General features: G+C 47.1%; 8 protein-coding genes. 6 read left to right on the top strand and 2 right to left on the bottom strand.

Translation table 11 applies throughout. From position 1 onward, the window contains the following. The first annotated feature begins 34 nt into the window (after positions 1-34). Together AAA938_RS07100 and AAA938_RS07095 are read left to right on the top strand one after the other, a co-directional pair. A complete protein-coding gene (locus AAA938_RS07100; RefSeq protein ID WP_338227936.1) occupies positions 35-832 on the top strand; it encodes a CHAD domain-containing protein in 798 nt (265 codons plus the stop codon). Positions 833-843: 11 nt separating this feature from the next. Next, the gene (locus tag AAA938_RS07095; RefSeq protein ID WP_338227935.1) at positions 844-1809 is read left to right on the top strand and encodes an NAD(P)-dependent alcohol dehydrogenase; all 966 of its coding nucleotides are present in this window, start codon (positions 844-846) and stop codon (positions 1807-1809) included. A 22-nt stretch (positions 1810-1831) separates the two neighbouring features. On the opposite strand, the gene AAA938_RS07090 is transcribed toward AAA938_RS07095, so the two are convergent. Together AAA938_RS07090 and AAA938_RS07085 are read right to left on the bottom strand one after the other, a co-directional pair. Further along, complete coding sequence (locus AAA938_RS07090) at positions 1832-3499, bottom strand: formate--tetrahydrofolate ligase (RefSeq protein WP_338227934.1); 1668 nt, start codon at positions 3497-3499, stop codon at positions 1832-1834. 181 nt (positions 3500-3680) lie between these two features. Continuing rightward, complete coding sequence (locus AAA938_RS07085) at positions 3681-4901, bottom strand: M20/M25/M40 family metallo-hydrolase (protein WP_338227933.1); 1221 nt, start codon at positions 4899-4901, stop codon at positions 3681-3683. Between the two features lie 389 nt (positions 4902-5290). On the opposite strand from AAA938_RS07085, the gene AAA938_RS07080 reads away from it, so the two are divergent. The 4 genes from AAA938_RS07080 (at position 5291) to AAA938_RS07065 (ending at position 12855) form a co-directional block, all read left to right on the top strand. After that, positions 5291-8101, top strand: a complete 2811-nt coding sequence (locus tag AAA938_RS07080; protein WP_338227932.1) for a PQQ-dependent sugar dehydrogenase — start codon at positions 5291-5293, stop codon at positions 8099-8101. A 267-nt stretch (positions 8102-8368) separates the two neighbouring features. Then, positions 8369-10693 (top strand): DUF1549 domain-containing protein, encoded by a 2325-nt coding sequence (locus AAA938_RS07075; RefSeq protein WP_420915733.1) that lies wholly within the window; start codon positions 8369-8371, stop codon positions 10691-10693. A 3-nt stretch (positions 10694-10696) separates the two neighbouring features. Next, a complete protein-coding gene (locus AAA938_RS07070; protein WP_338227930.1) occupies positions 10697-12124 on the top strand; it encodes a DUF1501 domain-containing protein in 1428 nt (475 codons plus the stop codon). A 146-nt stretch (positions 12125-12270) separates the two neighbouring features. Then, entirely contained in the window at positions 12271-12855 is a 585-nt protein-coding gene (locus AAA938_RS07065; protein WP_338227929.1) for a YceI family protein, read from the top strand. The last annotated feature ends 34 nt before the right edge of the window (positions 12856-12889 follow it).

Below are 12889 nucleotides of genomic sequence, written 5' to 3'. Positions count from 1 at the left end.
ATGGCCGTTACGGAGAAAAGACTTAACTTTTGAAATGCTTTCCTCGACAGAAACCAAAGACTCCATCCGGGATTTTTTCAACAAAAGACACACTTCCCTGGGCTTTATGCTTCGGTATTCCCACAGGAAATTCAGTCAGGCAGCTTTCCATCGGTTTAGGGTAGAGATCAAAAAACTCAAGGCGCTGTTGGCATTACTCGACCACGAATCAGCGGATTTTTCAAGGAAAAAAGTCTACGCTCCCATTAAAAAACTCTATGTTCAAGCAGGCCATGTTCGAGAACTTCAGGTAGAAAAAGAGCTTATTCACACCCAAATCCAGCCCGGGCAACTTGGCAATTTTTTCCTAAAACTTCAAAATGAAATTCAACAAAAAAGAGAGTCCTTTTTTGCAACCCGGACCTTGAAAAACAGAAAAAAAGCCGACAGAAGCCTGTTTAAAATCGGTCAGGAAATTGAAAAGCTGGGAACAATCAACCGAGCAGAAATCCTTCAAAAGAGCAAAGAGAAAATCAAAAATCTACTCAAAGAAGGCATTGAATCCCACAATGCACATGAGCTCCGCATCCAGCTCAAACTCCTAAAGAACCTCCAGGAAATCCTGGGAATGCGCCCACTTCCGGCTAATGGCCCTGAAGAAGAATTGATGAAGCTTTTGGGAGATTGGCACGATCTGGAAGTATTGGTTCAAAGAATGAATCATTCCCCTCTGAAAAAGGATCTCCCAGCTGAAGAAAAGAAAGACCTCGAAAAGGTGATCCGAGCACTTGATTCCAAAAGATCAAACCTACTAACTGATATCCAAATCAAAGCCCCTTCACTACTTACCTAAACCACCACACAATGAAAGCTTGCTTACGCCAAAAATATGGTCCACCCGAGACCTTCCAAATCATGGAAATTCCCAAGCCCATCCCTAAGCCGAATGAAGTCTTGGTCAAAGTCATAGCGACTACGATCAATCGGACAGATATCGGCGTATCTACCGGGAAGCCCTATGCTATCCGGGCCTTTGCTGGCCTTTTCTCCCCGAAAATACAAGTGACAGGAACTGATTTCGCCGGGATTATCGAAGAAGTGGGAAAGGAAGTGAAGGACTTTCAGGTCGGAGATCGGGTATGGGGATTTGAGGATAATGGGGCTGGCACTCACGCAGAATACTTGGCTTACCCCATCTCTAAGGCTATCTTGAAAATGCCAAGGGAGATTGACTTTGCTACAATGGTCGCCTGTGCTGAGGGGGCTCATTATGCCATCAACTTCATCAAAAAGGTAGAGCTTCGACCCGGAATGCAGGTATTGGTGATTGGAGGCGCCGGGGCCATTGGCTCGGCGGCAATCCAAATCCTGAAAGCCAGAGATGTGAAGGTTACGGCAGTTTGCTTTGAAGAAGATGTGGAAAAGGTAAAGAATCTCGGTCCCGATCGGGTGATAGCTTTGGAAAAGGAAGATTTTACCAAGGAATTAGCCGCCTACGACTTTGTCTTTGACTCGGTAGGCAAGAGCCGATTTTCCATTTGCAAACCCGTGCTTAAGGAGAAAGGGGTTTATATTTCCTCCGAACTCGGCCCCAACTGGGAAAATATCGGCTTGGCGCTCAAGGGTAAGTTCACCAAAGGCAAAAGGGTTATTTTCCCCTTACCCTTGGATATTCTGGACAGCCTGAAAACCATGCAGAAACTGGTGGAAGAGGGAAAATTCAAGCCGATGATTGATGAGCGACATTTTACATTGGAAAATGCCTTGGAAGGATTTGCCTATGTGGCTTCGGGGAAAAAGAAGGGAAATGTGATTCTACATTTAGCGTAATTTCTCATCTGAAGGCAGACCTTTAAAACAACCCAGAAATCTTGCCTTCTCTATCTATATCGACAGCTTCCGCAGCTGGCACCTCAGGCAATCCGGGCATTCGGAGGATTTCGCCCGCTATAGGAATGATAAATCCAGCACCCGCTGCAAATTCAAATTCACGGATCGTAATCTTGAAATCCTTGGGTCTTCCGATCAGCTTTTCATTATCGCTGATGCTCTTTTGGGTTTTTGCAATACATATGGGAAACTTGGAATAGCCGAGTTTCTCGATTTTTTTAAGCTGCTTTTTGGCATTCGTCGAATACTCGACTCCGGAAGCTCCATAAATGGTTTTTGCCACTTTTTGCACCTTTTCTTCCACAGAATCCTCCAAAGAATACGTAGGTTGAAAAGCGGATTTGGTCCCTTCAGCAGCCTCAATAACCAACCTCCCCAAGTCCTCGCATCCTTCACCTCCATGGGCCCAACCCTCACTCAGGGCTGCCGGAACTCCCTGTTTTATACAATAGTCCAGAATCAGTTCCTTTTCGGCAGTGGAATCCGAACTGAACACATTCACGGCTACGACTACGGGAATCCCAAAACTCTTGAGACTGTCCAAATGATGCTGGAGATTGGGTAAGCCCCATTCCAAGGCATCCACATCCGGATAGCTGAGGTCCTTGAGCGGCTTGCCTCCATGGTATTTCAAGGCCCTGATCGTTGCCACCAAAACCACCGCTCTCGGAGACAATCCAGCCTCTCTGGATTTGATATTGAAAAACTTCTCCGCTCCGAGATCCGACCCAAAGCCAGCCTCCGTCACCACAAATTCACCCAAGCTCAAGCCCATTTTGGTCGCCAAAATAGAATTGGTCCCCTGTGCAATATTGGCAAAGGGCCCACCATGAAGGATCGCCGGGTTGTGACCCAAAGTCTGAACCAAATTGGGCATGATGGCCTCCTTCATCAGGGTAGCCATCGCACCTTGGGCATTCAGGTCTCCGGCAAAAACAGGAGAACCATCAAATCGATCTCCGATGTATATTCTAGCAAAACGGGCTTTAAGATCCTCCAAATCCTTGCTCATGCAGAGAATGGCCATAATCTCTGAAGCCGCAGTAATATTAAAGCCGGTTTCACGTGGCATTCCTCCGTTTTTCCCTCCCAATCCTACAATTAGATTTCTCAAGGATCTGTCATTCATATCCATGGCCCGCTTCCATAGAATCGTCCGAGGATCTATGCCCAAGTTTCTGGTCTTACTTTGGATATTATTGTCAATCAGGGCTGAAAGCAGGTTATTGGCTTTTTCGATCGCATGAAAATCCCCTGTGAAGTGAAGGTTGATATCTTCCATCGGAATGACCTGAGACCAGCCTCCACCTGCTGCACCGCCTTTGATCCCAAACACCGGTCCCAGACTGGGTTCACGAAGCACGGCAATGGATGATTTGCCAAGCCGGTTTAAGGCATCGTTCAAGCCAATGGAAACGGTAGTTTTGCCTTCTCCAGCCGGAGTGGGTGTGATGGCCGTGACCAAAATCAGATGGCTTTTTTTGGCCTTTTCCTCATCGATCAATTCTAGAGGAAGCTTGGCCTTGTATTTCCCATAAAACTCGAGTTGATCTGTAGAAACCCCGATTTGCTTGGCGATATGCTGTATGGGTTTGGGATTTACCGAATTGGCAATCTGGAGGTCATTCATGGGTGTAATGTTTTTATAAAGGAAACAGAAAGAAAAAGGGAAAACGGTGACCAATCTTACCTAAAAGACTGATTGAAGTCAGGCAAATAAGAAGAATGCTCAATCAGAAGGCTGGGCTTTTTAATAAGAGTAAATTACGGGATTAAGGTTATCCGAATTCCGACATCTGAAATCCGAAATACTAAATCCCCTCCTGCTCGATCAAATATACCAAAGCAGCCATCGCAGCCGCACCCAGCTCCAATTCCCGCTGATCGACCGCCTCAAAGACATCCGCCTCCGTGTGATGGTAAAAGAAATACCGCTGCGAATCCGGCTTAAGCCCAATCAAAATCGGCCCCTGATCTCTGAGAGGCCCAATATCTGCGCCGCCACCCGGCCTATCCAGGCTCCAAAGCTGATACTGTCGGAGCAAATCTCCCCAAGAAGCTAATTTACCTCGCTGGGCATCTGTCCCGCTGGATGAAAAACCGATAGGCAAAAATCCACCCGAGTCAGACTCCAAAGCTGCGATATGTTTCTCGCCTTTTTCTTTGGCTACACGGGCATATTCCTGCCCTCCCCGAAGTCCGTTTTCCTCATTCATCCACATCACGGCCCGGATAGTCCGCTTGGGTTTCCAGCCCAATTCCTTATACAGTCTGAGCACCTCAATCGCCTGCATACAACCCGCCCCGTCATCGTGAGCCCCTTCTCCCACATCCCAAGAATCCAAATGACCTCCTACGGCGATGATTTCCTCAGGCTTCTCTGTTCCACGGATTTCCCCAATCACATTGTAGGACAGCTTTTCAGTTTTCATCTCCCCATGAGACTCTAGGTACACTTTCAAATCTGCCTGATCTGCCAAAAGCTGACTGAGCAATTCTGCATCTTGGGTACTGATCGCCAAGGCAGGGATTTTGGGGAAATCAGGATTGTAGCGCTGATTTCCGGTATGGGGAATATCATTTACCGTGTTGCTGAGCGAGCGAACCAAAGTTCCGATGGCTCCGAGTTTGGAGGCTTCGGCAGCACCCGAACTGCGTTGGGCATTGGCTCCGCCATAAGCTTGAAAGGTATCGATGAGCTTGGGGTCCATAGGTCCGTTGAAAAAGACGATTTTCCCTTTCACCTTGTCACCCATCTCCCTGAGCTCAGGAATGCTTTTCACTTCTACCACTTCCCCAACCAGACCTCCGGGGCCAGTTCCCTGTGTATTTCCCAAGGCCAAAGCGTTCAATTCCACCGTGCCGTGCTTTTCGGAATTGACGATTTTGACCACATCCTTTCCGCCCCTTTCCCAATGCGGAACCATCACCGGCTGAAGATAGACCGTGTCAAAATCATAACTTTCCATCAGTTGCTTGGTCCATTCCACAGCAGAAGCTGCACCCGGAGAACCTGCCAATCGGTTGCCCACGACTTTGCAGAGATAGCGAAGATTTTCATAGGTATGGCCGGAGGAAAGCTCAGCATTGTAAATCTTTCAAAGATTGGTTTCGTGATTTTGAGCGAAAGCAAATACAGGGATTAAGGCTAAGGCTAGGAGAAATTTCTTCATATCGGAAACTACTTTTTTGAAAAAATAGAAAAAGAAAAATTGTTCCGGAAATGAATTTGATCAATGGTGAATATCCCTAAGAAGGATAACCCTGAATTTCTTTTGAAAAAGCAGCTTTAGCCCAAATAATCAATCAGTTCCTTCGCTCGCTCATCCCCAAAATCGACCGAAACAGCAAGAGAATTTGGTAGTTCGGTTTCTTTTGTCCAACATTGAGACAATAGAAAACTATCCTATACCAAAAACCTATGCGAAATCATTTACCCTTGCGAGCTTTTTGGGCCTTACTGATGGGATTGGCAGTTTTTGCCTGTAAAACTGACCCATCAGATGACCCAACCCTCAAGCCCGAAGACAACCGATTTACCAAAGTCGTCCTGACTGAAGGCATGGACGAACCCATGGAAATGACCTTTTTGCCAGGCAATCGGGTCCTTTTTGTGGAGAGAAAAGGGGGCGTGAAAATCCTGGATGAAAACACCGGAGAAGTCACCTTGGTCGCCACCATCCCGGTCAACACCAAATACACCAACAAAGCCGGAGTCACCCGCGAGGCTGAAGAAGGGCTGATGGGCGTGATTGCTCATCCGGACTATGCCAAAAACAACTGGATCTACATGTATTATGCAGATCCAGCTGACGCCAAACATGTCTTGGCCAGATGGGAACTGAAAGGCAATGAGCTGGTGGAATCCTCCAAAAAGATCGTGCTCGAAGTCCCGACTCAACGCGAAGAATGCTGCCATACCGGTGGTGGGATGGTCTTCGACGCAGAAGGTAACCTCTACTTGACCGTTGGAAATAATACCGTAAACCCTAGAGAAGGCTCTTCCAACTTGGACGAAAGACCCGGTATGGAAAACTCCGACGATCAGCGTGCTCCCGGAAATACCAATGACTTGAGGGGTAAAATCCTCAGAATCCATCCGGAAAATGACGGTACTTACACCATTCCTGAAGGAAACCTTTTCCCTCCCGGAACAGAAAAAACCCGTCCCGAAATCTACACCATGGGCCATCGAAACCCTTGGAGACCGACTCTTGATTCCAAAACAGGCTATCTCTATTGGGGCGAAGTAGGGCCGGATGCCTCCGTGGATTCGATTTGGGGACCAAAAGGATATGACGAGTTTAACCAAGCTAAAGGCCCGGGATTCTTTGGTTGGCCTTATTTCATTGGAGACAATTTCCCTTATAATCGACATAATCACGCCGACAGCTCTTATGGAGCCCCTTACGACGTAAATAAGCCTGTCAACGAATCGGTGAACAATACTGGTTTGAGAGAACTACCCACTCCGGTCGTTCCTGCCATGATTTATTATCCTTACGGTACTTCTGAGAAATTCCCGGAATTGGGAAGCTCCGGTCGAAGTGCAACGGGAGGGCCGGTTTTCCGCAAAGCGGATTTCAAAAAGGATGCACCTTACGTCTTCCCTGCCTATTACGAAGGCAAATGGCTGATCGTGGACTTTATGCGAGGCTGGATTTTCGCAGTTACCATGGATGAAAATGGAGACTACCAAAGCATGGAGCGATTCCTGCCCAACGAGACGTTCAGCTCCGCAATTGATATGGACTTCGGGCCTGATGGCTCCTTGTACATTTTGGAATATGGATCAGCTTGGTTCCGTGGCAATGCCAATTCCCGCCTGATCAAAATCCAGTACAACAAAGGCAATCGTAAGCCGAATGTGAATGCAGTTGCAGATAAAACAGCCGGAGCAACACCTTTGACTGTGAATTTCTCCTCTGAAGGCACGAATGATTTCGATGACTACGATCAGGGCAAACTATCCTATGAATGGAAAATCACCAACGGTTCCGGCTTCAATCAAAACCTAGTTGAAGCCAATCCAAGCTTTACATTTAGCGAAGCTGGCACCTATCAAGTCATGCTAACCGTCACCGACACCAAAGGAGAAACCAACTCGGCCTCTTTGGAAGTGACAGCCGGAAATGAACCACCTGTGGTCAGCATTGACTTTGGAGGACTGAACAGAAGCTTCTGGTTTGGAGACAAAGATTTGACTTATGCGATCTCTGTGGTCGATAAAGAAGATGGTAGCTCGGCAGATGGAAACATCAAACCTGAAGAAGTTGCAGTCACTTTTGACTATGTACCGGCAGGGTTTGATCCAATCGAGGTAGCCTCTAAGCAAAGCGGTGTGGAAAGTGCCGCCATTTTGAACCTCGGCAAAAACCTGATTGAGCAGAGCGACTGTAAGTCTTGCCATCAATTTGCAGAAAAATCCATCGGTCCAAGCTATCAGGCGGTGGCCGAAAAATATCCCAACTCCGAGGAAAATACGAAGTACTTGGTGGGCAAAATCATCAACGGTGGAGCCGGAGTCTGGGGAGACCATGCTATGAGTGCTCACCCTTCACTCAGCGAGGCTGATGCCAAGCGAATGGTGGATTACATTCTGGCAATGGACGATGTGCAGGCTAATATTGCCTCACTTCCTTTGAGCGGAAAAGTCACTGCAGAGATCCCTGAAGGGGAAAACGGACAAGGAAGCTTCTTGCTCCGAGCGTCCTACTCAGATAAAGGCGGCAATTCCATCGGTTCGCTCAACGGGGTAGATTTTGTGGCCTTGAAAAGTCCTTTTGTGGATCCCCAAACTTCTGTGGACCGCAAAGGTGTACAACTCCTGACCACACCTCGGGTAAGCTTTTTGATGGCAGGTGATAATTCTCATTTTGCGCTAAAAGGAATCGATCTCACCGGAATCCAGCAAATCGATGTTCTCGCTGCAATCAATCAGCGAAATGGAGCCATCGGTGGCACAGTGGAAGTCCGTTTGGGTTCTCCAACAGGAGAAATCCTCGGAACATCTGAGAAAATCGGCAGAAAAGAAGGCGGAGGTTTCCGACCTCCTCAGGGAGTGAGTATGCAGGAATGGGTTCGCATGAACGCAAACCGGGCCAAGGTCAAAATCAAGCCTACCACGGGTGTTCAGGATTTGTATTTCATTTTCAAAAATGCCGATGCAAAAGGAGAACAAGTATTAATGAGCATCAACGAGATTGAGTTTAAAAATAAAGTAGAAGAGTAAAAGTTGCTTATCACCCCCAAAAGCCCCGGATCAACAGTTCGGGGCTTTTTTGATTACAAGCAGGTTCATTAAACCTATTTTATTCAAAATCAGGATAGAATATTTACTCTAAAGCCTTATATTTTTCAACCTGTTCCAATCCCGATGCTTTCTGCCGTAGCCCTCTCCTCTTTTGACCAAATCTCTTTCACAGCACTTCAAAGTTCTGTTTTAGTCCAAGCAGAGGGAGGATTTTGGCTAAGCCAACTTTTCGGAAGATTTCACCCCATGCTGGTTCATTTTCCGATCGCTCTGATTCTGGTGGCTGTAGTCATGGAGTTGTTTACGATTGGTAACTTCCGGCATTCCTATCGGGGAGGAATTCGCTTTTTGGTCATTATTGGAGCTATATCAGCGGCAATCTCAGCGGGGATGGGCTGGCTATTGGCTGAAAATGAAGGTATTACCGGAAGCACTTTGGACCTGCACAGGATCATTGGAATGGTCAGTGCAGGCTTGAGCCTCTTATTGTTGGTTTTGCTTCGCAAAAGTGAACTGAATCCCTCCTCTTCATCCATCAAGGCCTATCGCTTTTTCTTGTTTCTTACTGGAATCGGAATTGGAGCAGCTGGCCACTTTGGGGCATCTTTGACTCATGGGGAAGATTACCTCACCGAGGTTTTACCCCAAAATGCAGATCAGGAAGCTCCCCAATCCCTGACTGTGGACTTGGCAACTTTCGCTTCTGAACTTTCTCCTGAAAAAGAAATCCAGCTCGTGACCAATGTCCGATCAATCCTTGCCCATAACTGCTACAAGTGTCATTCAGGAGCAAAAATCGAAGGAGAACTTCGATTGGATGAGAAGGAATTTGTCTTTGCCGGGGGAGAAAATGGCCCCGTGATCGCTCCCGGAAATCCTACAAAGAGCGAGCTGATCCGCAGAGTTTCTCTTTCTAAAAACCACAAGGAGGTCATGCCAGAAAAGGGAAATCTCCTCAGCAAAGAAGAAATCCAATTACTTACCCTTTGGGTGGAAAAAGGTGCGCCTTGGCCAGATGGAGTGGCTCAGCAGTCGGTGTATCGAGTGGCAGCTTTGGCACCCCGAAAACCTGATCTCCCTGCATCCAAACCCGGGCTGGAGAATCCGATTGATCGCTGGGTGGATCAGTATTTCAAGCAAAACCAACTCTCCTGGAGCGAGCCTGTCGATGACCGGACTTTTCTCCGAAGAGTGTATTTGGACATTATCGGGCTTTTGCCTTCTCCGGAGGAATTGGCAGCTTTTCAGGCAGATACCAATCCCAATAAGCGGGAAATTTGGATCCAAAATCTCCTCGATCGAAAAGATGACTTTGCCCAGCATTGGCTAACCTTTTGGAACGATGCGCTGAGAAATGACTACACCGGAACAGGATACATTACCAAGGGCCGCTTTGCTATCACGGATTGGCTTTACACGTCCATTCGGGACAATAAACCCTACGATCAGTTTGTCAAAGAGCTGGTCAATCCATCTGAAAAGTCCAAGGGATTTATAGAAGGCATACGCTGGAGAGGAACTGTGAATGCTTCCCAGCGAACCGAAATGCAAGCTGCGCAGAATGTGGGACAGGTTTTGTTGGGTTTGAATCTGAAATGCGCGTCCTGCCACGACAGTTTTATTAGTGACTGGAAGCTTGAGCAAGCCTATGCTTTTGCAAACATCTTTGCAGATTCAACCTTGGAAGTAAGTCGCTGTGAGCAGCCCACCGGGCAGATGGCCAAAACCAAGATTCTTTGGGAGGAATTGGGGGAAATTGATTCCCTGGCCACCAAAGCTGAAAAACTCCGTCAACTCGCCGACCAACTCGTTCAGCCTGCCAACGGACGCATGTATCGCACGGTGGTCAACCGAATCTGGAAACAGCTGATGGGTCGAGGCATGGTCGAACCGGTAGACGAAATGGACAATGCTCCCTGGAGTCAGGATTTGCTGGATTGGCTGGCGGTAGATTTTGTGGAAAATGGCTATGATCTTAAGCGACTGATCTATCAAATCACGACTTCCAAGATTTACCAAAGCCCATCCGTCACCGTGGCTTCCGCTGAAAAGCTGATGGCCGAAGACTTCAAATTCCAAGGAGTGATCCGTCGCAGAATTACCGCGGAGCAGTTTTCCGACGCAGTGGCTGAGATAGCGGCTCCTTTGTTTGATTCAGTTGAAGTGAAATTCAGACCTTATCAACTCATTCCAGAAGCCAAAACCAATCTGAGTTTTGCAAGAGCCTCTTTGGTTGCCAACAATGAATTTCTAAAAGCGCTTGGACGACCCAATCGGGAAATCGTCTCAACCAGCCGGGATTCTCAGGCCAGTCTGCTGCAAGCCTTGGAGCTAAGCAATGGGGAAAAACTCAACAAAGCCTTGGTCAAAGGAGGTGAAAAATGGGCTACTACCTTTTCCGATCCTGTGGTCCTGACAGAAAATCTTTATGCCAAAGCCTTACTGCGAAAACCAAGTCCTAAAGAACTGGAAGTCGCCCAAAAAGCTTTGGGACCCAATCCAAGTCCTGAAGCTATTCAGGATTTACTCTGGGCCGTTTTCCTCTTACCTGAATTTCAATTGATCTATTGAGCCATGAAAACCCTCCAAACCCGACGCGACTTTCTCAAGAAAACCAGTGCTGCAGCCATGGCCACCATGGGCATGGGGGCGCCTTTGGCAGGCTTGCTTTCATCCTGCGAAAGCAAAATCCCTACGACGGCTGACTCGGTGATTTTACTTTTCATGGCTGGTGGAATGGCACACACCGAGACCTTTGATCCAAAGAAATTCACCCCTTTCCGGAAAGGAATGGAAGCCAAAGAAGTACTGAGTACTTTTCCATCAATCCCCACTAAACTGGACGGAATTTTCTTCTCGGAAGGCTTGGAAAACATCGCCACAGTCATGGACAAAGGCACCTTGATTCGCTCCTATCAGGCTGCTGATTTAGGACACATCCTTCACACGAGACATCAGTACCATTTCCACACCTGTTACGAACCTCCACAATCCGTGGTAGTTCCGCATTTGGGAAGTTGGATAGCCAAGGAAAAAGGCCCACTCAATCCGGTCATTCCACCCTTCATCAATATTGGACAGCGGTTTACCGTGGGCGAAGGCGAAGAGTTAAAGGCTTTCCACTCTGCCGGATTCTTGGGTTCGGAATTTGGTCCTTTCCTGATTCCCGATCCTTCTGCAGGATTGGAAGCGGTGAGACCGCCTGTAGGAATGGATTACAAGCGATTCGAAGGAAGAAATCAGCTCTACAATGACCTGATCGCAGCGAGCCCGATGGGAGAGTTTGGATCGGATTACCAAAAAGAATCCCTCAAGCGATCCATGGAGCAGGCGTACATGCTGCTCAATTCCCCCGAGGCGAAAGCCTTTGATCTGAGTCAGGAACCCAAGGAAACCTATGACCTCTACAACACCGGACGATTTGGGCTGGGTTGTCTTTTAGCAAAAAGATTAATCGATCAAGGTGCGCGATATATCACAGTGACTACGGAGTACGAACCATTTTTCGGTTGGGATACCCATGACAATGGGCACACCCGACTGAAGGATATGAAAAAAATGATCGATGCACCGATTGCCCAATTGATCAAAGATCTAGATCAAAGCGGAAAACTGGAAAGAACGGTAGTCATCGTGGCCAGTGAGTTTAGCCGAGACATGTTGACTGAAGGCAGACCGGATTTGAAAGTACAAGACCAAGTGGAAGTGCCTGACATCATCGAGGACATGAAAAACTACGGCATGCATCGGCATTTTACGGATGGTTGCTCAGTTTTGATGTTTGGAGGAGGAATCAAAAGAGGGCATGTTTTTGGCAAAACAGCCGACGAACGCCCCTGCAAAACCATCGAAAACCCAATCAAAATTGACAGCATCCATCAGACGATTTACCATGCCTTGGGCATTCCTCCGGACAAAAACTATGAGATCGAGAAGCGGCCTTTCTATACCACTCCGGACGGACATGGGAAAGTAGAATATGGGCTACTAGCAAAAGCCTGATTTTACCAACCAAAAAACCCCTGTTTTTTGCCTTTAATCATATTCCTCCAACCTTGAGGTTTTGCGACGTTAAACATTTTATCAAAAAGTAAGTCTAGCCTTTTGTAACTCTTCAAACCATTTTAACTAAACAAAACCATTTCAAAATGAAATTACTTGCAACGTTTATCCTAGGTCTTGTCACCGCTTTTACCCTAACTGAAAACCCGGCTCCTGCCACTGTAAATAAAGCTGAGAGCCAAGTTCGTTGGGAAGCCTCCAAAGTGACAGGAACCCACTGGGGCTATGTTCCGATCAAAAATGCGAATCTCGATGTAACCGGAGGAAAAATCACCGGTGGCTCCTTTGACATGGATATGGTCAATCTGACTGTGGAAGATTTAACAGATGAAAAATCAAAAGGCAACTTGACCAATCACCTGAAGTCTGATGATTTCTTTTCTGTAGAAAAATTCAATACCTCCACTTTCAAAATCACTGAGGCCAAAACTAGCAACGGGACTGACTACACCATTTCTGGCACTTTGACCATCAAAGGAATCAGCCAACCGGTTTCCTTTCCTGCGAAAGTAGCTATGGCTGGAGGTAAGATGACTGCAACCGGTCAGATCACTTTTGACCGCACCAAATACGACATCAAATTCCGCTCTGGAAACTTCTTCGAAAACCTCGGAGACAGAATGATCTATGACGAAGTGAAGTTGGATGTGAAATTGGTCGCTTCAGTTTGATAGGATTCGGAAATTGGAAGATTCCAAAATTGAA

Origin of the sequence: Algoriphagus taiwanensis (genome assembly GCF_036245645.1) — a bacterium.
GTDB lineage: Bacteria > Bacteroidota > Bacteroidia > Cytophagales > Cyclobacteriaceae > Algoriphagus > Algoriphagus taiwanensis.
Note: the sequence above shows the minus strand (reverse complement) of the source record. Positions and strands in the feature narration are given on the sequence as shown.